At 72.1% G+C, this 24,902-nt stretch carries 23 protein-coding genes, 1 tRNA gene and 1 riboswitch; of the genes, 19 read left to right on the forward strand and 5 right to left on the reverse strand.

Going from position 1 to position 24,902, the window contains the following annotated elements; translation table 11 throughout:
* Positions 1 to 20 precede the first annotated feature (20 nt).
* The 5 genes from V6S67_RS05480 to V6S67_RS05500 all read left to right on the forward strand — a co-directional run bounded on the left by V6S67_RS05480 (position 21) and on the right by V6S67_RS05500 (position 5,168).
* Positions 21 to 1,238, forward strand: coding sequence for an allantoate amidohydrolase (locus V6S67_RS05480; protein WP_334209289.1), 1,218 nt, complete (start codon positions 21 to 23; stop codon positions 1,236 to 1,238).
* Positions 1,235 to 2,677, forward strand: a complete 1,443-nt coding sequence (locus V6S67_RS05485) for a formimidoylglutamate deiminase (protein ID WP_334209290.1) — start codon at positions 1,235 to 1,237, stop codon at positions 2,675 to 2,677. Before V6S67_RS05480 ends, V6S67_RS05485 begins: the two co-directional genes overlap by 4 nt.
* Complete coding sequence (locus V6S67_RS05490; RefSeq protein WP_334209291.1) at positions 2,677 to 3,879, forward strand: amidohydrolase family protein; 1,203 nt, start codon at positions 2,677 to 2,679, stop codon at positions 3,877 to 3,879. Before V6S67_RS05485 ends, V6S67_RS05490 begins: the two co-directional genes overlap by 1 nt.
* Before the next feature lie 59 nt (positions 3,880 to 3,938).
* Positions 3,939 to 4,742 (forward strand): CPBP family intramembrane glutamic endopeptidase, encoded by an 804-nt coding sequence (locus tag V6S67_RS05495; RefSeq protein WP_334209292.1) that lies wholly within the window; start codon positions 3,939 to 3,941, stop codon positions 4,740 to 4,742.
* Positions 4,743 to 4,880: 138 nt separating this feature from the next.
* Positions 4,881 to 5,168: a DUF1540 domain-containing protein gene (locus tag V6S67_RS05500; protein WP_120148181.1), complete on the forward strand. Its 288-nt coding sequence runs from the start codon at positions 4,881 to 4,883 to the stop codon at positions 5,166 to 5,168.
* 92 nt (positions 5,169 to 5,260) lie between these two features.
* On the opposite strand, the gene V6S67_RS05505 is transcribed toward V6S67_RS05500, so the two are convergent.
* Positions 5,261 to 5,902, reverse strand: a complete 642-nt coding sequence (locus tag V6S67_RS05505; protein ID WP_334209293.1) for a VOC family protein — start codon at positions 5,900 to 5,902, stop codon at positions 5,261 to 5,263.
* Positions 5,903 to 6,051: 149 nt separating this feature from the next.
* Positions 6,052 to 6,168, forward strand: a riboswitch (SAM riboswitch).
* Between the two features lie 81 nt (positions 6,169 to 6,249).
* Here V6S67_RS05505 and V6S67_RS05510 point away from each other — a divergent pair.
* The 3 genes from V6S67_RS05510 (at position 6,250) to V6S67_RS05520 (ending at position 9,084) form a co-directional block, all read left to right on the forward strand.
* Positions 6,250 to 7,566 carry a bifunctional o-acetylhomoserine/o-acetylserine sulfhydrylase gene (locus V6S67_RS05510; RefSeq protein ID WP_334209294.1) on the forward strand — a complete coding sequence of 439 codons (1,317 nt, stop codon included), beginning with the start codon at positions 6,250 to 6,252 and terminating at the stop codon, positions 7,564 to 7,566.
* Positions 7,567 to 7,620: 54 nt separating this feature from the next.
* Positions 7,621 to 8,760 carry a homoserine O-acetyltransferase MetX gene (gene metX, locus V6S67_RS05515; RefSeq protein WP_334211531.1) on the forward strand — a complete coding sequence of 380 codons (1,140 nt, stop codon included), beginning with the start codon at positions 7,621 to 7,623 and terminating at the stop codon, positions 8,758 to 8,760.
* An 81-nt stretch (positions 8,761 to 8,841) separates the two neighbouring features.
* On the forward strand, positions 8,842 to 9,084 hold the full coding sequence (locus tag V6S67_RS05520) for a hypothetical protein (RefSeq protein ID WP_334209295.1): 243 nt from the start codon (positions 8,842 to 8,844) through the stop codon (positions 9,082 to 9,084).
* Between the two features lie 170 nt (positions 9,085 to 9,254).
* Here V6S67_RS05520 and V6S67_RS05525 read toward each other — a convergent pair whose 3' ends face one another.
* Complete coding sequence (locus V6S67_RS05525; RefSeq protein ID WP_334211532.1) at positions 9,255 to 10,073, reverse strand: SGNH/GDSL hydrolase family protein; 819 nt, start codon at positions 10,071 to 10,073, stop codon at positions 9,255 to 9,257.
* A 169-nt stretch (positions 10,074 to 10,242) separates the two neighbouring features.
* On the opposite strand from V6S67_RS05525, the gene V6S67_RS05530 reads away from it, so the two are divergent.
* Positions 10,243 to 10,923 (forward strand): alpha/beta hydrolase, encoded by a 681-nt coding sequence (locus V6S67_RS05530; RefSeq protein WP_334209296.1) that lies wholly within the window; start codon positions 10,243 to 10,245, stop codon positions 10,921 to 10,923.
* Between the two features lie 31 nt (positions 10,924 to 10,954).
* Here V6S67_RS05530 and V6S67_RS05535 read toward each other — a convergent pair whose 3' ends face one another.
* A complete protein-coding gene (locus V6S67_RS05535) occupies positions 10,955 to 11,185 on the reverse strand; it encodes an RNA-binding S4 domain-containing protein (RefSeq protein WP_334209297.1) in 231 nt (76 codons plus the stop codon).
* A gap of 40 nt (positions 11,186 to 11,225) precedes the next feature.
* Between V6S67_RS05535 and V6S67_RS05540 the strand changes: the two genes are divergently transcribed.
* From V6S67_RS05540 to V6S67_RS05550, 3 genes are all read left to right on the forward strand, one after another.
* Positions 11,226 to 12,185, forward strand: a complete 960-nt coding sequence (locus V6S67_RS05540; RefSeq protein WP_334209298.1) for a DMT family transporter — start codon at positions 11,226 to 11,228, stop codon at positions 12,183 to 12,185.
* A gap of 193 nt (positions 12,186 to 12,378) precedes the next feature.
* Positions 12,379 to 13,767: a glycine--tRNA ligase gene (locus V6S67_RS05545; RefSeq protein WP_307081814.1), complete on the forward strand. Its 1,389-nt coding sequence runs from the start codon at positions 12,379 to 12,381 to the stop codon at positions 13,765 to 13,767.
* Positions 13,767 to 14,678 (forward strand): GNAT family N-acetyltransferase, encoded by a 912-nt coding sequence (locus V6S67_RS05550; RefSeq protein ID WP_334209299.1) that lies wholly within the window; start codon positions 13,767 to 13,769, stop codon positions 14,676 to 14,678. The genes V6S67_RS05545 and V6S67_RS05550 overlap by 1 nt, the downstream gene beginning before the upstream one ends.
* Before the next feature lie 51 nt (positions 14,679 to 14,729).
* Here the strand turns inward: V6S67_RS05550 and V6S67_RS05555 are convergent, their stop codons facing one another.
* A complete protein-coding gene (locus V6S67_RS05555; protein ID WP_334209300.1) occupies positions 14,730 to 15,545 on the reverse strand; it encodes a lysophospholipid acyltransferase family protein in 816 nt (271 codons plus the stop codon).
* Positions 15,546 to 15,862: 317 nt separating this feature from the next.
* Between V6S67_RS05555 and V6S67_RS05560 the strand changes: the two genes are divergently transcribed.
* From V6S67_RS05560 to V6S67_RS05580, 5 genes are all read left to right on the forward strand, one after another.
* A complete protein-coding gene (locus tag V6S67_RS05560; protein ID WP_442884705.1) occupies positions 15,863 to 17,230 on the forward strand; it encodes a YibE/F family protein in 1,368 nt (455 codons plus the stop codon).
* A 212-nt stretch (positions 17,231 to 17,442) separates the two neighbouring features.
* Positions 17,443 to 18,573: a tRNA dihydrouridine synthase DusB gene (gene dusB, locus V6S67_RS05565; protein ID WP_334211534.1), complete on the forward strand. Its 1,131-nt coding sequence runs from the start codon at positions 17,443 to 17,445 to the stop codon at positions 18,571 to 18,573.
* A 109-nt stretch (positions 18,574 to 18,682) separates the two neighbouring features.
* The gene (locus V6S67_RS05570; protein ID WP_334209301.1) at positions 18,683 to 19,966 is read left to right on the forward strand and encodes a deoxyguanosinetriphosphate triphosphohydrolase; all 1,284 of its coding nucleotides are present in this window, start codon (positions 18,683 to 18,685) and stop codon (positions 19,964 to 19,966) included.
* Between the two features lie 114 nt (positions 19,967 to 20,080).
* Positions 20,081 to 22,066, forward strand: coding sequence for a DNA primase (dnaG, locus tag V6S67_RS05575; protein ID WP_334209302.1), 1,986 nt, complete (start codon positions 20,081 to 20,083; stop codon positions 22,064 to 22,066).
* A gap of 54 nt (positions 22,067 to 22,120) precedes the next feature.
* Positions 22,121 to 22,196, forward strand: a tRNA-Asn gene (locus V6S67_RS05580).
* An 83-nt stretch (positions 22,197 to 22,279) separates the two neighbouring features.
* Here V6S67_RS05580 and V6S67_RS05585 read toward each other — a convergent pair.
* Positions 22,280 to 22,918 (reverse strand): HIRAN domain-containing protein, encoded by a 639-nt coding sequence (locus V6S67_RS05585; RefSeq protein WP_334209303.1) that lies wholly within the window; start codon positions 22,916 to 22,918, stop codon positions 22,280 to 22,282.
* A gap of 128 nt (positions 22,919 to 23,046) precedes the next feature.
* On the opposite strand from V6S67_RS05585, the gene V6S67_RS05590 reads away from it, so the two are divergent.
* The gene (locus V6S67_RS05590) at positions 23,047 to 23,178 is read left to right on the forward strand and encodes a hypothetical protein (protein ID WP_334209304.1); all 132 of its coding nucleotides are present in this window, start codon (positions 23,047 to 23,049) and stop codon (positions 23,176 to 23,178) included.
* A gap of 68 nt (positions 23,179 to 23,246) precedes the next feature.
* Positions 23,247 to 24,785 carry an SDR family oxidoreductase gene (locus V6S67_RS05595; RefSeq protein WP_334209305.1) on the forward strand — a complete coding sequence of 513 codons (1,539 nt, stop codon included), beginning with the start codon at positions 23,247 to 23,249 and terminating at the stop codon, positions 24,783 to 24,785.
* Positions 24,786 to 24,902 lie beyond the last annotated feature (117 nt).

Below are 24,902 nucleotides of genomic sequence, written 5' to 3' on the forward strand. Positions count from 1 at the left end.
GACCCGTCGGAAGGTACCCCATGCAGACCGTCTCCTCAGTGCTCGACTCCATCAGCGACGTCGGCCGGGACGCCGCCCGCGGCGGCTACTCGCGCGGTGTGTTCACCCCCGCCGAGCAGTCGCTGCGCGAGTGGTTCTCCGCCGAGGCCGCCGCGCGCGGACTGTCCGTGGAGACCGACCGGAACGGCATCCTCTGGGCCTGGTGGGACGCGACGGACAGCCGCGACGGCGCCCTCGTCACCGGCAGCCACCTCGACTCCGTGCCCGGCGGCGGAGCGTTCGACGGTCCCCTCGGCGTCGCCTCCGCGCTCGTCGCCGTCGACCTGCTGCGCAGCCGCGGCATCCAGCCCAACCGCTCCCTGGCGGTCACCGTGTTCCCGGAGGAGGAGGGCTCACGCTTCGGTGTGTCCTGCCTCGGCTCCCGCCTGCTCACCGGGACCTTGGACCCGGACCACGTCCGGACCCTCACGGACGCCGAGGGCACCACGTTCGCCGACGCCTCCCGTGCCGCGGGCCTCGACCCGGCACACCTCGGCCGGGACGAGGAGGCGATCCGGCACATCGGCGACTTCGTGGAACTGCACGTGGAGCAGGGGCGCGGGCTGATCGACCTGGACTCCGCCGTCGCCATCGGGTCCACCATGCTGGGGCACGGCCGCTGGCGCCTGTCCATCACCGGCCAGGGCAACCACGCCGGCACCACCCTCATGGCCGACCGTGCCGACCCGATGATCGCCGCTGCCCAGGTGGTGCTCGCCGCCCGGAAGGCCGCAGCCGAGCAGGACGGCGCCCGCGCTACCGTGGGACGCCTGCAGCCCGTACCCGGCGGTACCAACGTCATCGCCTCCCGCGTGGACCTCTGGCTCGACGTCCGCCACGAGGAGGACGCCGTCACGGCATCACTGATCGAGAGGATCCACGGCCAGGCCCAGAAGATCTGCGCCTTCGAGGGCTGCCGCGCCACCCTGACCGAGGAGTCGCGCAGCGGCACGGTCCACTTCGACGGGGCACTGCAGCGCACGCTCGGTCTCGCGCTCGGCCGCTCCTTCCCGGGCGCACCCACGCTGCCGACCGGGGCGGGCCATGACGCCGGCATCCTGGGGACGATCGCGCCGACCGCCATGCTGTTCGTGCGCAACCCCACGGGCATCAGCCACTCGCCCGAGGAGTTCGTCGAGCGCGACGACGCCGACGCCGGCGCCACCGCGCTCGCCGACGTCCTCGAGGACCTGCTGTGACCCAGCCCTCCGCGGCGCGCGCCGTCTGGTGCGAGCACGCCTGGCTGGGGGCCGGGGGAGTGGCGGACGCCGTCCGGGTCGAGGTCGACGACGCCGGCCTGGTGGTGGACGTGCTGCCCGGCGTCCCCGCACGGGACGGCGACGTGGTGCTGCGCGGCGTGGCCTTCCCCGGCGCCGCGAACGCCCACTCCCACGCGTTCCACCGCGCCCTGCGCGGCCGCACCCACCACCGTGGCGGGACGTTCTGGACGTGGCGGGAGACCATGTACCGCGCGGCGAACGCCCTCACCCCGGAGCTCTACGAGGAGCTCGCGACCGCCGTGTACGCCGAGATGGTGGTGGCGGGCTGGACGAGCGTCGCCGAGTTCCACTACGTCCACCACCGGACGGACGGGACCCCGTACGGGCAGGGCGACGCTGCGGGTGAGCACGGTGCGCACGCCATGGAGCTGGCCCTCGCCCGCGCGGCCGTCCGGGCCGGGATCCGGCTGACGCTGCTCGACACCTGCTACCTCGCGGGCGGCTTCGGGCTCCCTCCCGAGGAGGGGCAGCGCCGGTTCTCCGACGGGACCGCCGAGCGCTGGCTCGAACGCCTCGCCTCCCTGCGCGCCGCCGTCGCCGCGCAGTATCCGGCCCACCGGGTGGCGGTGGGGGCCGCCCTCCATTCCGTGCGCGCCGTCCCCGAGCAGGACCTCGCCGTCGTCGCGCGGCACCTGCCGGCCGACCTGCCCCTGCACGTCCACCTGTCCGAGCAGCCCGCGGAGAACGAGGAGTGCCTGCGGGCCACGGGCCGCACCCCGACCGCGCTGCTCGACCGGCACGGGCTCGTGACCGGCCGCCTGTCCGCCGTGCACGCCGCCCACGTGAGCGGGCAGGACATCGCCGTGCTCGCCGACGCCGGGGCCGTGATCGTCCTGTGCCCCACCACCGAGGCGGATCTCGCGGACGGGATCGGACCGGCCGGCGACTTCCGGGAGGCGGGCGCCAGGCTCGCCCTCGGCACCGACCAGCACGCCGTCGTCGACCCCTGGCTGGAGATGCGGGCCCTCGAGCACGGCGAGCGGCTGCGCACCGGACGGCGCGGCCACTTCGATCCGGAGTCGCTGCACGGCATCGCGGCGCTCGGAGGGGCAGCGGCGCAGGGACGTCCCGGCGCGGGCTTCGCTCCTGGCCGTGCCGCCGACCTCATGGCCGTCGATCCGCGCAGCGCGCGCACCGCCGGGTCCGACCGGGACCAGCTCGCGTACACGGCGACGGCGCAGGACGTCACGGGCGTCGTCGTCGGCGGGGTCCTCGTGGCCCGGGACGGCGTCCATACGGCGCTCGGGGCTCCGGGGCCCCTGCTGGCCGCCGCGATCGCCCGCCTCGACGACGCCGCAGCCGCCACGGACGGGCCGGGCCGCCCGGTCGCGCCCCCTACGCAGCCCCGGGAGCGCTGATGTCCGTCCTGATCACGAACATCGGCGAACTCATGACGCAGGACACCGACGGCGCGGTCCTCCGGGACGCCGCCGTCGTCCTCGAGGGGGAACGCATCAGCTGGATCGGTCCGGCCGCACACGCACCCGCGGCTGACGAGGCGTACGACGCCGGCCACCGTGCCGGCCTGCCGGGCTGGGTCGACAGCCACACGCACCTCGTGTTCGCCGGCGACCGGACGGCGGAGTTCGAGGCGCGCATGGCAGGCCAGGCGTACGCGGCCGGCGGCATCGCCGTGACCGTCGGGGCGACACGCGCCACGGGGGACTACGACCTCACGCGGCTCCTGCTCGCCCGCGTCGCGGAGGCCGCGGCGGGCGGCACCACCTACCTCGAGACGAAGACGGGCTACGGCCTGGACGTCGGGCACGAGGCCCGCAGCGCGCGGATCGCCGCCGGCGTGGTGGACGAGGTCACCTACCTCGGCGCGCACCTCGTCCCGGACGGGCAGGACGCCGACGCGTACACCGACCTCGTGGCCGGCCCCATGCTCGAGGCCGTCCTGCCCCACGTGCGCTGGGCGGACGTCTTCTGCGAGAGGGGCGCCTTCACCGTGGACCAGGCGCGGCACGTGCTGGAGGCCTGCGCCGCTGCCGGCCTCGGCCTGCGCGTGCACGGCAACCAGCTCGGACCGGGCGACGGCGTCGCGCTCGCCGTGGAGCTCGGCGCCGCCAGCGTGGACCACGCCAACCACCTGACCGACACCGACGTCGCGGCGCTCGCGGGCACCTGGTCCGGCTTCGCCGACGGAGCGGCGCCCGGCACCGTCGCGACGTGCCTGCCGGCCTGCGACCTCTCCACCCGCCAGCCGTTCCCGCCCGCGCGGAGGCTGCTCGACGCCGGCGTGCAGCTCGCCCTGGCCAGCAACTGCAACCCCGGCACGTCCTACACGAGCTCCCTGGCCTTCTGCGTCGCCACCGCCGTGCTGCAGATGGGCCTGACCGTGCACGAGGCGGTCCGCGCCGCGACGTTCGGCGGGGCCCTCGCCCTGCGCCGCCACACGGGCCACGACGCCGACGGCCGCCGCGCCGTCGGCTCGCTCGCCGTCGGGCACCGCGCCGACCTGCAGCTGCTCGACGCCCCGTCCGCCACGCACCTCGCCTACCGGCCCGGGATGCCCCTCGTGCACGCCGTCTGGAAGGCCGGCCGCCGGGTGCGCTAGGACCCCCCGCGGCCGGCGTCCGGCTGGGAATCCCCGGCGGCCGCTGCGAGGATAGCGCCATGCCTGCCGAGCCCGCCCCCACCGCGCCGACCGCCGACCGCCCCCGCCCCGACGACGCGGCGCGCAGGCGGCGCATCACGGCCGAGCTGCTGATCGTCTTCGGGCTCTCGCTCGGGCAGTCGGGGGTGTACGCCGTGGTGAACCTCGCCGAGAAGCTCACACGGGGGCCGCTCGCAGGGCAGACCACCACCCTGAACCCGGTGCTCAACGACCGGCAGTACTTCGACCTCGCCTACCAGCTCCTGGACATCCTCTTCGCGCTGGTGCCCGTGGCACTCGTCCTGTTCCTGCTCGGCGGACACGGGGTGTCGGCGTTCCGGCGCCTCGGGTTCACGTTCGAGAAACCGCTGCGCACGGTCGGCTTCGGGGTGGGCCTCGCGGTGATCATCGGCGTCGGCACCCTCGGCGTGTACGCCGGCGGCCGCGCCCTCGGCATCACCACGGCCCTCGTCCCCGCCGCCCTGGATTCCTACTGGTGGACCGTCCCGGTGCTCGTCCTGTCCGCGGTGCGGCACGCGGTGCTGGAGGAGGTCATCGTGGTGGGCTACCTGTTCATCCGCCTGCGGGAGCTCGGCTGGTCCACGCCGGCCATCGTCCTCACGAGCGCCCTGGTGCGCGGCAGCTACCACCTGTACCAGGGGTTCGGGCCGTTCATCGGGAACGTCCTGATGGGGCTGCTCTTCGCCTGGTTCTACACGCGCACCCGGAGGGTCATGCCGCTCGTGATCGCCCACGCCCTCATCGACACCGCGGGGTTCGTCGGATTCGCGCTCCTCGGGCCCGCCATCGGGATCGGCGGCTGAATAAGCCAAGCCTTGCTTTCCTTATTTGCGGACGTAAATCATGACTAAATTATCCCGGAATCGCGGTGTTACCGTGAATTCATCCAGTCAGGAGCGCACGGTTCCAGCCGGGCCGCTACGGGTGAACCAGGAGGAACGATGAGCGTCGTCACGAGTGTCTCCGAGTGCAGTGTCCACAACTGCTCGTTCAACCACGACGGCTGTACCGCCGTCGCCATCACGGTGTCCGGGAGCGAGGAGCACGCGTCCTGCGCCACCTTCATCGACACGTCGATCAGCGGCGGCCTCCCGAAGATGCTCGCGCATGTCGGCGCCTGCCAGCGTTCGGAGTGCTCCTTCAACCACGACCTGCTGTGCACCGCCCCCGCCGTGAAGGTGGGCCCCGGCGCCGAGGCGGCCGACTGCCTCACCTACACGCACGCCTGATCCACGCACAGTCCGAACGCACGAGGAAGGGACCGGACGATTCGTCCGGTCCCTTCCTCGTGCGTTCGACGCGTCGGATCGGATCGCGTCGGTCAGATCTCGACGCGGCCGTCGGCGGTCTCGAACGTCACGGACATGATGCCCGGCGTACCCCTGGGCGCGATCCACTGCACCTGCACGCCGTCGAGCGTCTCCTCGACGTCCGTGCCGAGCCATTCCGTGACGCGCTCGGAGGACCCGGCGATGGTCAGGCAGTCCAGTTTCACCGAGGCCGGTCGGGCCTTCGAGGGGTGCAGGGGCTCCGTCCCGTCGTCCCACCGCAGCAGGTAGGGGACCTGCGGGTCGGCGATGAGGCCCTTGATGCCGATCTGCTGCCAGGTGAGCTCCTGGCCGTCGGGGAACTTGCGGTTGCCGGGGACCGCGCTGCGGCCGAGGCGCTCCTCGAAGGGTCCCAGGTCGTCCACGGCCACGCACCAGCCCATCCAGCCGCCGCCCGCCTCGGACCGGGCGCGCACGGCCTGGCCGAACGGCGCCTTGTCCGACGCGGGGTGGTTGAGGACCTCGACGACCTCGAGGTACTGGCCGTTGGCCAGCGGGAAGATCATGTTCCGGGTGCCGAAGCGGGGGTGCACACCGCCCTTCACCGGCTCCATGCCGAGCCGGGCCGAGATGCGGTCGGCCGTCGCGGCAAGTCCATCGGGTTCACAGGCGTAAGAGACGTGGTCCAGGCGCATGCCGACAGTGTGGCACTAAGTGATGTACGTCTCGACTTAGGGTGTCCTTACTCCTGATCCTGCCCCTCGGAGGGGCGCTACGGGGCACACTCCTTCACGCAATGTCACACGTGTTGCCGGATCCGCCCGCATGGGTTTCCATGGATGCAGGTCATGAGTGCCAGCACGAAGCCCCGGCTTGCTGGCCGGCAACCCTCCAACCGCGGTGGGGTGCCCCGGGTGAGGACCAGGTGCGGCGCCACACCGGTGTCGCGCAAGCGCGGGCTCCTGCGGGGCCGATGCTTCCCTCGGCGGTTCCCGCCGGCAGGAGCAGCGGACGAGGAGGAGCCCCTTCGACAGGGAGCACCATGTCCAACGATTGGTCCTTTGAGACACGCCAGATCCACGCCGGCCAGGTGCCGGACCCAGCCACGGGGGCGCGTGCGCTGCCCATCTACCAGACGACGTCGTTCGTCTTCCCGAGCGCGGAGAGCGCCGCGAACCGGTTCGCGCTGACGGAGCTCGCCCCGATCTACACGCGCATCGGGAATCCCACCCAGGAGGCGGTCGAGACCAGGATCGCGAGCCTCGAGGGCGGGGTGGGGGCGCTGCTGCTCGCCTCCGGGCAGGCCGCGGAGACCTTCGCCGTCCTCAATATCGCCGAGGCCGGGGACCACATCGTGGCCAGCCCCAGCCTCTACGGCGGCACCTACAACCTCTTCAAGCACACCCTGAAGAAGTTCGGCATCGAGACCACCTTCGTGGAGGACCCGGACGACCTCGAGCAGTGGCGGGCCGCCGTCCGCCCGAACACCAAGCTGTTCTTCGGCGAGGTGGTCTCCAACCCGCGGCAGGACGTCCTCGACCTGGAGGGCATCAGCGCCGTCGCCCACGAGCACGGGCTGCCCCTGATCGTGGACAACACCCTGTCCACGCCGTACCTGATCAGGCCGATCGAATGGGGCGCGGACATCGTGGTGCACTCCGCCACGAAGTACCTCGGCGGGCACGGCACCGCGATCGCCGGCGTGATCGTCGACTCGGGGAACTTCGACTTCGCGCAGTACCCGGAGAGGTTCCCGGGCTTCAACACACCGGACGAGAGCTACCACGGACTCGTCTACGCACGCGATCTCGGGGTGGGCGGCGCGCTCGGCGCCAACCTCGCGTACATCCTGAAGGCGCGGGTGCAGCTGCTGCGCGACCTCGGGTCCGCCGTCTCGCCCTTCAACGCCTTCCTCATCGGGCAGGGGCTGGAGACGCTCAGCCTGCGCCTGGAGCGCCACGTGCAGAACGCGCAGGCGGTCGCCGAATGGCTCGAGGGGCACGACGACGTCGAGGGCGTCGCCTACGCCGGGCTCGGTTCCAGTCCCTGGTACGAGCGCGGGAAGAAGTACGGGCGCAACGGCACCGGGGCGATCGTCAGCTTCGACATCGCCGGCGGCCTGGAGGCGGGCAAGCGCTTCGTGGACGGCCTCGAGCTGCACTCCCACGTCGCCAACGTGGGCGACGTCCGCTCACTCGTCATCCATCCGGCGTCGACCACGCACAGCCAGCTCGGGGCGGAGGCGCAGCTCGCGGCCGGCGTGCGTCCGGGCCTCGTGCGGCTCGCCGTGGGCCTGGAGAACATCGACGACATCCTCGCCGACCTCGACGCGGGCTTCCGCGCCGCCAAAGGAGCCTAACCCTTCGTGACCACCTACCCTGCCGCCTACCCTGCTGCCCCGTCACACTCCGGGATCGACGGCGGACCGTCGGGAGACGGACTGCTGCGCGTCCTGCCGATCGGGCCGCTGGCCCTGGAGACCGGGGGCGAGCTGCCCGACGTCCAGCTCGCCTACGAGACCTGGGGGCGGCTGGACCCGGACGGCTCCAACGCCGTGCTCGTGCAGCACGCCCTGACGGGCAGCTCCCACGTGGCACGCGGCGCCTCGGCGGAGGACGGCTGGTGGGACGCCCTCGTGGGCCCCGGCCGCACAGTGGACACCGACCGCTACTTCGTGGTGTCCGTCAACATGCTGGGGGGCTGCTACGGGTCGACGGGCCCGGCCAGCCTCGCCCCCGACGGCACGCCCTGGGGATCGCGGTTCCCGTTCGTCACCATCCGCGACGCCGTGCGCGCCGAGGCCCTGCTCGCCGATCGGCTCGGCGTCGACCGCTGGCACTCCGTGATCGGCGGATCGATGGGCGGGGCACGCGCCCTCGAATGGGCACTGATGTACCCGCAGCGCGTGGAGCGGTGCGCCGTCATCGCCTGCACAGCCGCCAGCTCGGCCGAACAGATAGCGTTCGCCCAGGCGCAGCTGCAGGCCATCCGCCTCGATCCGGCGTACCGCGGCGGGGACTACTACGACGGACCGCAGCCGGAGGCGGGCCTCGGCCTCGCCCGGCGCATCGCGCACATCACCTACCGCTCCGAGCAGGAGCTGGAAGCGCGCTTCGGCCGCGCGGAGCAGGACGGCGAGCAGCCTCTCGGGGCCGTCCTGCCCGCCGGCCGGGGCCGCTACCAGGTGGAGAGCTACCTCGACCACCAGGCCGACAAGCTGGTGGAGCGCTTCGACGCCAACAGCTACGTGGTGCTGACCGAGGCGCTCATGAGCCACGATGCGGCGCGCGGGCGCGGCAGCCTCGACGGCGCCCTGGCTGCGGCGACGGCCCGGTTCTTCGTCGCGGCCGTGGACACCGACCGGCTGTACTTCCCCGAGCAGTCGCGGCGCCTGGCCGCCGGGCTGCCCGGCGACGTGCCCGTCCACCTGATCTCCTCGGCCGTGGGCCACGACGCCTTCCTCACGCAGATCCACCAGGTCGACGACGAGCTCCGCGCCGCCTTCTACCCGGAGGCGGATCTGTCGGTTGGGTTTCCTCCGGCAGCCACCTAGGCTGGGAGCTAAGCCTGCTTACGAAGTGGCGGGCATGTCCGGGGCATCCGCCGCGGACCCTTTCGACGCGAGGAGCTGTTCGTGGAACTGAGCACCATCGGCTGGAACCAGGAAGCACGCGACAAGATCCTGCTGGACTCCGACCGCGCCCTGCAGGGTGCGGTCCGCGAGGCCGTGGAGACCATGGGAGGGAAGTCGCGCGACGAGGTCTACGAGTTCCTCTTCCAGAAACTGCAGCCGCAGTTCGTGGACTTCAAGCCCGGGCCCGACCTCAGCGCCTGCGCCGACGCGGTGGCGAACGGCGAGGTCTCGCTCGACGCCTGACCGTCCGCAGGGCGTCGACCCCTGGCCCCCGGGACTGTGGGGAACGGCCGACCGACACTGCTCGGCGCGGCCGTTCACCGCGGTCCCGCGCCGTCATCGGGCAGCCGACCGGTCGCTGACCGGCAGCTGACCGGTCGCTGACCGGTTGCTGAGTTGCGGCCGGCCGGCGGTCAGTCTGCGGCGCCCGGCGGCATGCCCGGCCCGAAGATCGGTACGGGCTCGGGGCGCTTGGCGAGCACGCCGTCGCCCGACGACTGGTGGCGCAGCCGCCGGAGCACCCACGGCACGAAGTACTCGCGGGCCCACACGAGGTCCTCCGCCCGGGCCGCACGCCACGTCCGGGCCGGGAGGTCCTTGAGCTGGAGCGGTTCGAGCGTGTGCCGCACCGCGAGGGTGTCCAGCACCATCGCGGCGATGGTGTGGTGGCCGAGCGGCGCGAAGTGCAGGCGGTCGGAGGACCACATCTGCGGGCTCTCGAGCTGCCGCAGCGCCCACAGGTCGGCGATGACCGCCTCGTGGCGGGACGCCACCGTGCGCAGGTTCTCGTTGTAGATGGCGGTCTTCGAGCGGATGCTGCCCAGCGCCGTCTCGCGGACGTCCGGCCCCGTGAAGAGCACCACGGTGGCGCCCGTGGAGGCGAGGGTCGCGACGACGGCGTCGAGCTTCTCCGCCAGCACGTCGGGGTCACCGCCGGGCCTGAGCAGGTCGTTCCCGCCGGCCGAGATGGTCACCAGGTCGGGGTGCAGGGCCAGGGCGGGTTCCACCTGCTGGTCGATGATCTGCTGCAGCAGGCGTCCGCGGACCGCGAGATTCGCGTAGGCGAAATCGTCCTGCCCCCGGGCGAGCTCCTCCGCGACCCGGTCGGCCCAGCCGCGATTGCCGCCGATGCTCCCGGGGTTCGGGTCGCCGATGCCCTCCGTGAAGGAGTCGCCGAGGGCGGCGTAGCGGTGCCAGGGGTGCGGCTCCGAGTGGAGGGTCGGGTCGATCATCGGCCCGTTCGGGATCGGGTCGCTCGCCTCCGGCAGGGGAGTCTCTGCGCTGGGTGGGGTCACCGGGACATTGTTGCAACTGGGGCCGCGGCGCGCCAACGGATCCGGCACGCCGACCCGGTCGCCCCCGCCGCCGGGCGCCGGCACGGACCGTGCCAGAATGGGAATCATGACTGACACCGCCCGCGGCACGGCTGCACCCCCCGTCGGCTCCTGGGATCCGGTGGTCCTCTGGTCGAAGCCCGAGCCCGAGCGGGAGGGCACACCCCTGCTCCTGCTGTTCCACGGGTACATGGCCGACGAGAAGGACCTGATGGGCCTCACCGACCACCTGCCGGCCGAGTTCACCGTGGCATCGGTGCGGGCCCCCCTGGCCGCGGACCCCGGCTTCTCCTGGTTCCCGCTGGCGCGCGAGGACGACTACTCGGTGGACCGTGTGGTGGAGAGCGTCGGCGCCGTCTCCCGATGGCTGGACACCGTCCGCGGCAACCACTCGAGCGTCAGCATCCTCGGCTTCTCGCAGGGCATGGGCGTCGCGACGTCGCTGCTGCGGCACCGGCCGGCGGACTTCGCGTGCGTCGTGGGGCTCTCGGGCTTCGCCGTCCCCGCCGAGGGCCACGCCTTCTTCCGCGACGACGAGGCCGCGGCCGCGCGGACGCCGTTCTTCTGGGGGAGAGACCAGGAGGATCCCGTCATCGCGCCCGAGATGATCGAGTTCACGCACGCCTGGCTGGTGAAGCACACCACGCTGACCAAGATCCTCTACCCCAACATGTTCCACAGCATCAACCCGCAGGAGCTCATGCACGTCCGCGAGTTCCTGAGCATGACGGTCCTCGGCCGACGCTGACCGGCCGGCAGGACGCGCGGCCGACGGGGCGTCAGCCGCGCGTGATGCGTACCGTGACGCCGTTGACGCCGACGGTGTCGCCGGGGTGCAGCTGACGCCCGCGGCGCTCCTCGATCTCCCCGTTGACGTGCACCAGGCCGTTGTCGATCAGCGCCTTCGCCTCGACGCCGTCCTCGGCGAGCGACGCGAGCTTCAGCAGCTGCCCGAGCCGGATCATGTCGTCACGGATGGGGAGCTCTGCAATGGCTGCGTCGTCGGTCATGCGTCCATTCTGCCGGACGCCGCCCCACTAGGCTGGGCGGGTGTCTGATGCGCCCGCCCTTCCCCCCGCTGTCGGTTTCCCCCTCGCCCTCGCCGCAGGGCTCGCCATCCCCCTCCAGGGGAGGATCAACGGCGCACTGGGGACGGTCCTCGACGACGGCATCGCGGCGGCACTCATCAGCTTCGGCACGGGCCTGATCGTGATGATCGCCCTGACGATCGCCGTGCCCAGCGCGCGGGCGGGCGCCCGGCAGATCATCCCGTCGGTCCGCGAGCGCCGCTTCCCGCCCTACTACATCGGGGCGGGAGCCATCGGCGCGTTCTTCGTGTTCTCGCAGTCGCTGACCATCGGCATCCTCGGTGTGGCCCTGTTCACGGTGGCCGCCGTCATGGGCCAGACGCTCAGCGGCCTCCTCGTCGACAAGGCGGGTATCGGGCCGGGCGGGAAGCGCGCCGCGACGCCCATGCGGGTGATCGGCGTGGTCCTCACGGTCCTGTCCGTGGTGTGGGCCGTCTCGCCGCGCTTCGGCGCCGCGGGGGAGCTCTCGAGCTGGCTGGTGCCCGTGCTGCTGCCCGTCGCGGCCGGCGTGCTCATGAGCTTCCAGCAGGCCATGAACGGCACGGCGGCACTCCACTACGGGACGCCGCTCGCAGCCACCCTGATGAACTTCGTCGCCGGCACGGCGGTGCTGCTCACGGCCTGGCTCATCAAGGTCGCCATCGCCGGTCCCGGCAACCCGCTGCCCTCGGAGTGGTGGTACTACCTGGGCGGCCCCATGGGCTGCATCTTCATCGCGCTCGGCGCCCTGCTCGTGCGCAGCCTCGGCGTCCTGCTGACGGGACTGTGCATGATCGGCGGCCAGCTCGTCGGGTCGCTGCTGCTGGACCTCGTGGTGCCCGCGCCCGGCACGATCGTGGTGTTCGCGACGGTGGCCGGCACGCTGCTGACGCTCGTCGCGATCATCCTCACCACGCTGCCCTGGCCCCGCCGCGCCCCGTAGCCGGTCAGCGTGCTGCACGGGTCCCTCGCGCTCCCGGTCCAGGCTCAGGTTCCGGGCGCCGGGGAAAGCGGAACCGGTAGGCTTGATCCCGGAGCTTTCCGCGCCCGCACGGCGGGGCGGGCAGCCCTGCGACACGCGCCCCCCACCTGCGGACCGCACCCAGCGGCCTGCCCAGAACTGGAGAACAAACACCATGGCAGCAGCCAAGTCAGCACTCGACCCCATCATCTCGCTCGCCAAGCGGCGCGGCTTCGTGTTCCAGTCGGGGGAGATCTACGGCGGATCCCGGTCCGCCTGGGACTACGGACCGCTGGGCGCCGAGTTCAAGGAGAACATCAAGCGCCAGTGGTGGCAGACCATGGTGCGCGGCCGCGAGGACGTCGTCGGGCTCGATTCCGCCGTGATCCTGCCCCGCCAGGTCTGGGAGGCCTCGGGGCACGTGGAGGTCTTCAGCGATCCGCTGGTGGAGTGCCTCTCCTGCCACAAGCGGTACCGCGCGGACCACCTCGAGGAGGAGTACGAGGAGAAGAAGGGCCGCGCACCGGAGAACGGGCTGAAGGACGTCACGTGCGCCAACTGCGGCACGAAGGGCCAGTGGACCGAACCGCAGGAGTTCTCCGGGCTCCTGAAGACCTTCCTCGGCCCCGTGGCCTCGGAGGAGGGCATGCACTACCTGCGCCCCGAGACGGCGCAGGGCATCTTCGTGAACTTCAACAACGTGCTGACCACCGCGCGCAAGAAGCCGCCCTTCGGCATCGGCCAGATCGGCAAGAGCTTCCGCAACGAGATCACCCCGGGCAACTTCATCTTCCGCACCCGCGAGTTCGAGCAGATGGAGATGGAGTTCTTCGTCGAGCCGGGCACCGACGAGGAATGGCACCGGTATTGGATCGACCAGCGCTTCGCCTGGTACACCGACCTCGGCATCAACCCGGACAACCTGCGCCTCTTCGAGCACCCCCTCGAGAAGCTGAGCCACTACTCCAAGGGCACCACGGACATCGAGTACCGCTTCGGCTTCACCGGCTCCGAGTGGGGTGAGCTCGAAGGCATCGCCAACCGCACCGACTTCGACCTCTCCACCCACTCCAAGCACTCGGGCACCGACCTCGGCTACTTCAACCAGGCCACCAACGAGCGCTACACCCCCTACGTCATCGAGCCCGCGGCGGGCCTGACGCGCTCCTTCATGGCGTTCCTCGTCGACTCCTACACCGAGGACGAGGCACCCAACGCCAAGGGCGGCGTGGACAAGCGCACCGTCCTGAAGCTCGATCCGCGCCTCGCCCCCGTCAAGGCCGCCGTGCTGCCGCTCAGCCGCAACGAGGACCTCTCCCCGAAGGCCAAGGACCTCGCGGCGCAGCTGCGCAAGGGCTGGAACATCGACTTCGACGACGCCGGCGCCATCGGCCGCCGCTACCGCCGTCAGGACGAGATCGGCACGCCGTTCTGCATCACGGTGGACTTCGACACGCTCGAGGACCAGGCCGTGACCATCCGGGAGCGCGACACCATGGCGCAGGAGCGCGTCTCCCTCGACCAGGTGCAGGGCTACCTCGCGGCCCGCCTGATCGGCGCCTGATGGCCCTCGAGTACCGCGCCTGGCAGGAGGGCGACGACCTCGAGCTCCTCCAGCTGTGGGGCGGGCCCGAGTCGGCCGCCTCGGAGCAGTTCCGCGGCTCCTTCCGCACCCCGTCGGACGAGCCGTGGAACCGGTGCATCACCGTGGTGGACCAGGGTATCCCCGTGGCCGCGGGCTGCGTCTACGGGTCGGCCCTCCACCCCGACCGGCTCTGGTGCTACATCGAGGTCGCCGAGGACCACCGGCGCGCCGGCGTCGGCTCCACGCTGCTGACCATGCTCCAGCACGAGGCCGCCGCCTCACCGCAGGGCATCACGGCCCTGCGGTCCAAGGTGACGCCGGGCACCACCGGCGCCGCCTTCGCCGGGGCCACGGGGTTCGCCACGCTGCAGCGCTCGCGGGTCGTCGTCGTCGGACCCGGCGCCCTCGCGGCACCGGCATTCGACGACGCGGACGGCCCGCAGCTCGAGGAGGCAGCGACCGGATCGGTGGAACTGACCCGGGCGCTGGCCGCCTTCTACGAGTCCGTGCACACCTGGGACCGTGCGGAGCTCGGCCTGGGCCGCGCCCAGCAGCTGTTCCTCGCCGACACGAGCGGCGCCGGCGGGGCGATCGTGCTCCGTGACCGGCCGAAGGCCGACGGCGGGACCATCGCGGCCTTCGCGGTCAGCTACACGCAGGCCCGCACCGACGACCCCGCGGACGTCCTGCTCGGCTACGACACCACGCTCGCCCCGCAGGAGCAGCAGGCCGCCGTCGCCACCATGATCGCGATGCTCGTGCACCAGTACCCCATCCAGCTCGAGGTGGACGACTCGATGGAGGCACTCGTCGCCGTCGTTGAGCCCCTGCTCGCCACGGGCGCCGCGCGGCTCGGAGGGCCGGAGACGCTCGTCGTCGCGACGGCCTGAGCCGGGCCCGGGGCCGATGCCGGAGGGCGCCGGGCCCGGGCCGACGTCCGCTCAGCCCCGGCTGTGCCTCCCCGCCTTCCGGTCCGCCACGTCGGCCGCCTCCCGCTCGGCGTCCGTCATGGCACCGCCGCCGAGGTGGGCCGGCATCCACCAGGCGCCGGGCTCCGGGGTCACGGGGAAGTCGGCGATGCACCTGTCGATGCCCTCCTGCAGCTCCTGGCGCAGCTTCTCCGTCTCCTCGCCGACATCGAGGCCGGGCGCGTGGCGGATCGGCTCGCCGATGTGCACGCGGACGGGGGACCGCCAGGCCCGCCGCGGGGAGAACCCGTGCCCGCGGGTCAGCAGCCGGTGCGCACCCCACACGGAGACGGGGATCACCGGGACCCCGGCCTCGGCGGCGAGCCGCACCGGGCCGGTCTTGAGACCGCGCACCGTGTAGCTGCGGGACACGCCGGCCTCGGGCAGGATGGCCACGTACTCACCGGCGCGCAGCTTCGCGAGGGCGTCGTCGTACGCGTCCGCGCCCGCCATCCGGTCCGTGACCACGTGGCCGAGCCCGAAGACGAACGGGCTGACGAACCAGTGGTCCGCCGCCCGCTTGGAGATCATGTAGCGCGCCTGGATGCGGGCGTGGTTCCACAGGACCAGTTCCGCGAAGGCGAAATCGAGATAGCCGAAGTGCGTGATCGCGACCACGGCCCCGTGCCCGGGCACCGCACGGCGCGACCGGCCCGCCAGGGGGTCCGACACGGGCAGGTGCTCCGTCCCGGTGACGACGACGGGCAGGCGCAGTGCGGCGAAGGCCGCCTTGCCCGCGTAGACCACGCTCCGGTACATGCGGTCGTTCTGCCGCGGCTTCCATCCCATGCTCAGATCCTTCTTCCGGCCTTCCACGGGAGCGGGACGAACCCGCTCGTGCTGTCCACGTACTCTTTGTACCCCGGCCGGGCCCGGATACGCGGCCCGGCCCGGGGTTTTCCGCTTCCGCGGTGGGACCCGGCCGGACGGCGGCTCCTCTGCCATGTGCCGTCCCTCCCCGCCCCGCCGCGGCCCTGCGTCGTCCTGTTCCTACCCGCGCCTGCGTAGAATCGCACACGGTGCCCGGCGCACGCGCCACGTCCGTCCCCCGGCGCCGCAGCACCCCTGAGCATTGTCCTGCCACAGTCCGACACCGAGGGAAGTCCGTGGGCTCCAGCCACCTGCACTCCGCCCGCACCGATAAGGGTCCGGAGCCGTCCGCCTCCGCGCTGGCCACCCGGAAGCGGGCCACCCTGCTGCTCTCGGCCCTCCTCGTCCCCCTCGGGGTCCTCACGCTCATCGCGATGGTGCTGCTCTGGCCGAGCGGCGACCGCAGCACCCTGACCGTCGCCAGCCCCTACGCGACGGCGGAGGGCGTGAGCTTCGAGCGCGGCACGGTCCGCGAGGTCGGCCAGGCCGACTGCCCGTCGTCGCAGCCCACGGTCGACGCCGGCGGCGCGGCGCTCACCTGCACCATCGCCTACACCCAGCCCGCGGCCGGAGGGGAGGTGATCCCCGTCGAGGTCACCCCGGAGCTCGCGAAGGCCGAGGCGGTCGAGGCGGGCGACGAGATCCGCTACCTGGACCTCGCCGCGGTCATCCAGGGCGGAGCGGCGCCCTACGTCTTCGTCGACTTCGTACGGTCCGTGCCCATCGTGGCACTCGCGGTGGTGTACGCGGTCGTCGTCATCGCCGTCGCGCGCTGGCGCGGACTGCGGGCCATCCTCGGCCTCGTGGGTGCCCTCGTGGTCCTGGCGCAGTTCATCCTGCCGGGCCTCGTGGAGGGCCGGCCGCCCCTGCTCCTCGGGCTCGTGGGCTCCGTGGTGATCATGTACGGGGTGCTCTACTTCGCGCACGGTGTCTCCGCCCGGACCTCCACCGCCCTGCTCGGGACGGTCTTCGGGCTCGGGGTCACGGCGCTCCTCGCGGCCTGGGCCACGGACGCCGCCCACCTCACCGGCGTGGGGGACGAGAACGCCTACACCCTGGTCAACGCCTCCGACGAGCTGTCGATCTCGTCGATCATCCTGTGCGGCCTCATCATCTCCGGCCTCGGCGTCCTCAACGACGTGACCATCACGCAGTCCTCCTCGGTGTGGGAGCTGCACGAGCTGGCGCCGGACACGTCGGCGCGCCGGCTCTTCGCGTCCGCCATGAGGATCGGCCGCGACCACATCGCGTCCACGGTGTACACCATCGCGTTCGCCTACGCCGGGGCGGCCCTGCCCGTGCTGATCCTCGTCTCGCTGTACGACCGCGCCCTGCTCGACATCCTGACCAGCGGCGAACTCGCCGAGGAGGTGGTGCGGACGCTGGTGGGCTCGATCGGCCTCGTCCTGGCCATCCCGCTCACCACCCTCATCGCGGTGCTCGTGGTGAAGGCCGTCGGCCCGAGGGACGACGCACCGGACCCGGAGGCGGACCCGGCGCCGCCGGTCCCCGCCGCCGAGGGCGCCGGGCCGCTGGCCCCGGGCGAGCGTCTCGTGGCCCTGGGAGAGCGGCGCAGCCGCCGGCTGGCGGGGGAGGACGCGTGACGAACGCCTGGCGCAAGGCGAGCAAGGCGAAGAAGGCGAGCGGGGCCGACGGGGAGAGCAGGCGCACAGCGAACAGCGCCCCCGGATTTGCGGGCCCTTGCGACAATGGAGGGGTGACTGCAGTATCGACCCTCCCCGCTCCGTCGAGCGCTCCCGCCGCCCCTGAGACCCCCGGCGCGGCCGACGCCGCCCTCCGGCTCGACCTCCCCCCGCTGACCCTGGGCGGTATCACCGTCACCACGCCGGTGATCCTCGCGCCGATGGCGGGCATCACCAACAAGGCGTTCCGTCGCCTGTGCCGCGAGTACGGCGGCGGGCTCTACGTGTCCGAGATGGTCACCTCCCGCGCGCTCGTGGAGCGCAGCCCGGAGTCCATGCGCATCATCTCGCACGACGAGGACGAGTCGGTGCGCTCCGTGCAGCTGTACGGCGTGGACCCGAAGACCGTGGGCGCGGCGGTGCGCCTGCTCGTCGAGGAGGACCGCGCCGACCACATCGACCTCAACTTCGGCTGCCCCGTCCCCAAGGTCACCCGGAAGGGCGGGGGAGCAGCCCTGCCGTGGAAGCTCGACCTGTTCACGGGCATCGTGCAGACCGCCGTGCGGGAGGCCTCGAAGGGCGGCGTCCCGCTGACCATCAAGATGCGCAAGGGCATCGACGAGGACCACCTCACCTTCCGCGAGGCGGGCAAGATCGCCCGGGACAGCGGCGTGGCCGCCGTCGCACTCCACGGGCGCACCGCGTCCCAGTTCTACTCGGGCAAGGCGGACTGGGACGCCATCGCCGAACTGCGCGACGCCCTGCCGGACATCCCGGTGCTCGGCAACGGCGACATCTGGAGTGCCGAGGACGCCGTGCGCATGGTGCGGCAGACCGGCGTCGACGGCGTCGTCATCGGCCGCGGCTGCCAGGGGCGGCCCTGGCTCTTCGGGGACCTCATGAACGCCTTCGAGGGCAGCGCGTCCCGGCACCGCCCGGGCCTCGGGCAGGTCGCCGACACCGTCTACCGGCACGCCGAGCTCCTCGTGGAGACGTTCGGCAGCGAGATGATGGGCCTCCGCGACATCCGCAAGCACATGGCCTGGTACTTCAAGGGCTACGTCGTCGGCGGTGAGCTGCGCGCGAAGCTCGCCACCGTGCCCACGCTCGAGGTGCTCCGCGGACTCCTCGACGAACTCGACCACGACTCGCCGTACCCGGGTGAGGACGCCGAGGGCCCCCGGGGCCGTGCCGGCTCCCCGAAGCGCACGGCCCTGCCCGAGCACTGGCTCGACGGGCGCGTCCTCAACGAGGCCCAGCAGGCGGACATCGCCGCCGCCGAGGTGGACGTGTCCGGCGGCTGACCGTGATCCCCGACCAGCCCACGACCCGCGTGCACGGGTGTCCCCTCCGCCGGTCCACATCGTCCGCCGCGGCCGTGCCCGCACGCACCCGTTGCGCTAGAAAGGCATCATGAGCTTCCCCGCATCGTCCGCCGCCCGCGGCTACAGCGCCTCGGACACCGAGCGGTGGGTCGAGGAGCCGCCCAAGAGCTCCCACCGCACCGATTTCGAACGCGACCGGGCGCGCGTGCTGCACTCGTCCGCGCTGCGCCGACTCGGCGCGAAGACGCAGGTCGTGGCGCCCGACACCGACGACTTCGTCCGCACGCGCCTCACCCACTCCCTGGAGGTGGCGCAGGTGGGCCGTGAACTGGGGCGGACCCTCGGCTGCGACCCCGACATCGTGGACACCGCCTGCCTCGCCCACGACCTCGGGCACCCGCCCTTCGGGCACAACGGCGAGTCGGCGCTCAACGACATCGCGCACGGCATCGGCGGCTTCGAGGGCAACGCCCAGACGCTGCGCCTCCTGACGCGGCTCGAGCCGAAGGTCCTCGCGCCCGACGGCGGCCCCGCGGGCCTCAACCTCACCCGGGCGAGCCTCGACGCCGCGTGCAAGTACCCGTGGACGGCGGCATCGGCCCCCGTGATCAGCGGCCAGCGCACCACGAAGTTCGGCGCGTACGACGACGACCTCCCCGTCTTCGACTGGCTGCGCGACGGCGCCCCCGAGGGCCGCTCCTGCCTGGAGGCGCAGGTCATGGATCTCGCCGACGACATCTCCTACTCCGTCCACGACGTCGAGGACGCGATCGTCGCGGGGCACCTGCAGCTGAAGTGGATGGACAGCGCCGACGCCCGCGCCCGCGTGGTCGGCTACACGCAGCAGTGGTACCTCCCGGGCAGCGACCCGGCCGCCGTCGACGCCGCCCTGGCCCGGCTGGAGCGGACCCCGGTGTGGGTCCGCGAGGCGGACGGCACGCGCCGGTCCATGGCGGCGCTGAAGAACATGACGAGCCAGCTGATCGGCCGGTTCTGCCTCAGCGCCATGCAGTCCACGCGCTCCATCTACGGGCCGGACTCCCTGACCCGCTACAACGCGGAGATGGTGGTGCCCGAGGAGACCATCCTCGAGATCGCGGTCATGAAGGGCCTCGCCACCACATACGTGATGACGACCGACCACCGCCAGCCCCTCTACGAGCGCCAGCGGGAGATCCTCGCCTCGCTCGTCGCCCAGGTCCACGCCGACGGCGACCGCTACCTCGAACCGATGTTCGCCGCCGACTGGCGCGAGGCGCCCGACGACGACGCCCGCCTGCGCGTCGTCATCGACCAGGTGGCGTCGCTGACCGATGCGTCCGCGCTCGGCCTCCACGAGCGCATCGTCGGGCCCGTCCCCGCGCTCTGGTAGGCCCGGCCCGTCTTCCGTGGCGTCCGGGCGCAGGGCGCCGGGCGGGGGGAGGCGTTGGCCACATGCGCTCCCTGGCCGGTCGGGGTGTCGGTAGGGCAGGCCTAAACTGGGAGCATGGCCGGACTCATCAAGCGTGAAGACATCGATGAGGTACGCCAGCGCACGGACATCAAGGAGGTCGTCGAGGCCTACGTGACCCTGAAGTCCGCGGGCATCGGCTCGTGGAAGGGACTGTGCCCGTTCCACGACGAGCGGTCACCGTCCTTCCACGTGCGCCCCCAGATGGGCTCCTACCACTGCTTCGGCTGCGGTGAGGGCGGGGACGTCATCTCCTTCGTGCAGAAGCTGGACCACACCACCTTCAGCGAGACCGTCGAGAAGCTCGCGGCGCGCATCGGCTTCGAGCTGCATTACGAGGACGGTGGCACCGGCCCGCGGCGCGAGGACGTGGGGAAGCGGCAGCGCCTGCTCGACGCCCACAAGATCGCGGCCGAGTTCTTCCGCGACCAGCTCCTCACACAGGGCGCCGGCGCCGCGCGGCAGTTCCTGCAGGAGCGCGGCTTCGACCGGGCGGCCGCCGAGCAGTTCGGCGTCGGCTACGCGCCGCAGGGCTGGGACACGCTGCTGACCCACCTCACGGGCCGCGGGTTCACGCTCGACGAGCTGAAGCTCACGGGCATGTTCAGTGCGTCGTCGAGCAACGCCGGCCGCTTCTACGACCGTTTCCGCGGGCGCCTCATCTGGCCCATCCGCGACATCACCGGGGACACCGTCGGCTTCGGCGCGCGCAAACTCTACGAGGACGACCAGGGGCCGAAGTACCTCAACACCCCCGAGACCTCCCTCTACAAGAAGTCCCAGGTGCTCTACGGCATCGACCTCGCCAAGCGGGAGATCGCGAAGAACCGCCAGCTCGTCGTCGTCGAGGGGTACACCGACGTCATGGCCTGCCACCTCGCCGGTGTCGGCACCGCCGTCGCGACCTGCGGCACGGCGTTCGGGACGGACCACATCAAGATCGCCCGCAGGCTCCTCTCCGACGACGGCACCGGCGGCGAGGTCGTCTTCACCTTCGACGGCGACGCCGCGGGCCAGAAGGCGGCCCTGCGTGCCTTCGAGGAGGACCAGCGCTTCACCGCCCAGACCTACGTCGCCGTCGAGGCGTCCGGCGCGGATCCCTGCGAACTGCGGCAGACGCGGGGCGACGACGCCGTGCGGGAGCTCATCGCCGACCGCCGTCCGCTCTTCGAGTTCGCCATCAAGGCGTCGTTCGGGAACTTCGACCTCTCCTCGGGGGAGGGGCAGGTCAAGGCCCTCCGGCATGCGGCGCCGATCGTGGCGCAGATCCGCGACGTCTCCCTGCGGTCCACCTACACGCGGGAGCTCTCGCGGTGGCTCGGCATGCAGTACGTGGGGGAGGACCAGGTGGCGCGCGCCGTGGCTGCGGCTGCCCGCCGGGGCCCCGGGAGTGCGCCGTCGGCCGGCGGCCGCCAGCAGGGCCGCCCGAACCAGCCGGGCCACCCGAACCAGCAGGGCCAGCCGGGCCAGCAGGCCCAGCCGAATCAGCAGGGCCAGCAGGGCGGCGTCGCCGGACCGGGGGAGTCCGAGGGTTCGCCCGGGCCGTTCTTCGAGCGCCCCGACCCCCGGGATCCCATGGCCCGCATGGAGCGTGAGGCCCTCGAGGTGGTGCTGCAGCAGCCCACCACCCTCACCGCGGCGCAGTGGGAGAGCTTCTCCACGTCCCGCTTCACCGTCCCCGTGTACGAGGCGCTGCACAATGCCGTCCTCGCTGCAGGCGCGGCGGGAACCGAGCTGTCGCGCTGGGTGGAGTCGGTCCGCGAGGGCGTCCCCGACGTCCTCCGCCCGCTCGTGAGCGAACTGGCGGTGCGTCCGCTCCCGGCGAAGGACGCCGACGCCATGGTGGTCTACTGCCGCGACATCCTGAACCGGCTCACCGAACTGCGCATCACCCAGCAGAAGGCCGAGAAGCTGGGGCAGCTCCAGCGCATGGACCCCACGGCCGATCCCGTGCTCTACAACCAGTTGCAGCGCGACCTCATGGAGCTCGAGATGCAGCGGCGCCTGCTCCGCGAGGACTAGCCCGGCGCCGATTTCACTTCGCTCAGGAACCTATGTAGAGTAATACTCGCGCTTTCCTCCGTAGCTCAATTGGCAGAGCATTCGACTGTTAATCGAAGGGTTACTGGTTCAAGTCCAGTCGGAGGAGCCATTGGAAGCCCCTGACCTGCGGAGACGCAGGTCAGGGGCTTCTTCATTTCCTGCTCGACAGGCTCCGCCCGGCAGGTGCGGCACCTACTCGCGACGCAGCTGGGCGAGCAGGTGCGGGGTCGTGATGAGCACGCGCGGCGGCGAGGTCCCGGCGTGGGTGACCAGGGCGACCAGATGCTGTCCGCGATCCAGCCGTTCGGCTACCGGTCGGGCATGCTGCCGGGGGACGTGACCGAACGTCCGGGCCGGGCTGCCCGTGGTGAGTGCGACGGCGTGTGGGTCGTGCTCGTCCGGTTCCCGGCGGAGCCCCACCGGCTGTCCGGCGTGGAACGTGGAGGGCCTGGCGGTGTCCTCGTCGCCCGTCCCGACCGCGTGGAAGGCGAAGATGCCGATGTGTGGGAGTGCCTGTGTGTCCCCGTCGACGAGCCGGCCGTCCGGTGCGGCGAGGTCGAGGCCGCCGCCGGAGCCGACCAGGCGCAGCGACTGCCGGCCGTCCCCGCCGGGAACGAGCAGGGCCTCGGCCTCCGCGGCCGGCAGGTAGCGGGCCCTGTCCTCCCCGACGTGCTGCCCGGCCGCGGGATCCTGTTCCCGCCGGCCCCCGAAGTCCTCGGCGGACAGGCGCAGGGACGCCGGCACCGCCTCGTTGGCCTGCCGCAGCGCGTCGGTCCTCGCCTCGCGGTACGACGCCTCGACCCTGTACCTCAACCGGCCCCAGATCCCCATGCCGCGACTATAACCGGCACCGCCCCGCCGGTTCCCTGCGGAGGCGGATCGGGACGGGTGCAGGCGGGTCCTGGCGCCGGTCGCGCGACTGGCTACACTGAGGGCGATCGCGAACTGGGGGGCAGGGCATGCTGAAGAGACTCGCCGACTGGCTGAGGGGCGCCACCAGGTGCCTGTACTGCGCCGGACGGATACGGACCAGCCAGTCGTTCTGCTCGGGCGAACACGCTGCCGCGTACGAGGCCGAGGGCAACTGGTAGGCCGTGTCAGGAGCCGTGTCAGGGGCCGTGTCAGGGGCCGTGTCAGGGGCCGGGCGTAGGCTGTGCCCATGCAGACGGACAGCACGGACAGCAGGGACGCCACGGACGCCACCGACGCCACGGGCGGACTCATCCTGGTCACCGGATCCACGGGATACATCGGGGGCCGGCTCGTCACGAAACTCGTCGCCGACGGTCGCCGGGTCCGCGTGGTCGTCCGGTCGCCGCAGAAGCTGAAGGACGTCCCCTGGGCCGCGTCGGTCGACATCGTGCAGGGGGACCTGCAGGACGGCGACACCATGCGCCAGGCCAGCCAGGGCGTGGACACCATGTACTACCTCGTGCACTCCATGGGCTCGGGCAGGAACTTCGACGCCCGCGAGGCGGAGATCGCGTCGACGGTCTCCCGGGCCGCCACCGAGGCCGGCATCCGCCGCATCGTCTACCTCGGCGGGCTGCACCCCGACGGTGTGGAGCTCTCCACCCACATGCGCTCCCGAACCGAGGTGGGCAGGATCCTCCTCGATTCCGGCACGCCGACCATCGCCTTCCAGGCCGGGGTCGTGATCGGGTCCGGTTCCGCGTCCTTCGAGATGATCCGGCACCTCTCCGACGTCCTGCCCGTGATGCCCGCACCCAAGTGGGTCCTGAACCACATCGAGCCCATCGCCGTCCGCGACGTGATCCACTACCTCGTCGCCGCCCTCGACCTCCCCGAGGGCCTGAACCGGACCTTCGACATCGGGTCGCGCGAGGTGCTCACCTACGCCGAGATGATGAACCAGTACGCCGAGGCCGCTGGCCTCCCGCGCCGTAGGATCCTCGCCCTGCCGGTCCTCACGCCACGCCTCGCCGGCCACTGGGTCAACCTGGTCACGCCCATCCCGCGGGCCATGGCCATGCCGCTCATCGAGTCGCTGCAGCACGACGCCGTGCCGTCCGAACACGACATCGACCAGTACATCGCGATGCCGGAGGGCGGGCTGACCGGGTACCGGCGCGCCGTGGACCTCGCGCTCGGGAAGATGCGCGGGGGAGAGGTGGAGACCAGCTGGGCCGGAGCGTCGCAGCTCGCCTCCGAGGCCGATCCGCTGCCCTCGGACCCCCAGTGGGCGGGCCACACCGTCTACACGGACGTCCAGACCTACAGCTCGACGGCGTCGCCCGAGAAGCTGTGGAGCATCGTCGAGGGTATCGGCGGGGAGAACGGCTGGTACTCCTGGCCCGTGGGGTGGGCTGCCCGCGGCTGGATGGACAAGCTCGCGGGCGGTGTGGGGCTGCGCCGCGGACGGCGGGACGCGAAGGAGCTCCTGACGGGGGAGGCCCTCGACTTCTGGCGGGTGGAGGAACTGGTCCGCGGGGAGCGCCTGCGGCTCCGCGCGGAGATGAAGGTGCCCGGCCGCGCCTGGCTGGAGTTCCGTGTGGAGCCGGAGGGCTCGGGGAGCTCCTACTTCCAGCGGGCGGTCTTCTTCCCGCACGGGCTGTCGGGCAGGCTCTACTGGCTCGCCGTGCTGCCGTTCCACGGCTTCATCTTCTCGGCGATGGCACGCAACATCGCGAGGGCGGCGGAGGCACTGCCCGCCGAGTCGGAGCGCGCCGCCGCCTGAGCGGAGCCGCCCGCCCGAGCCGCCGGACCGACCGGACCCGCCGGAGCCGCCGGACCCGGGCGTCCGCCGGAGCCGCCGCCTGACCGGACTGACCGACCCGGGCGTCAGCCGGAGCCG

This window comes from Arthrobacter sp. Soc17.1.1.1, from assembly GCF_036867195.1.
Lineage (GTDB): Bacteria > Actinomycetota > Actinomycetes > Actinomycetales > Micrococcaceae > Arthrobacter_D.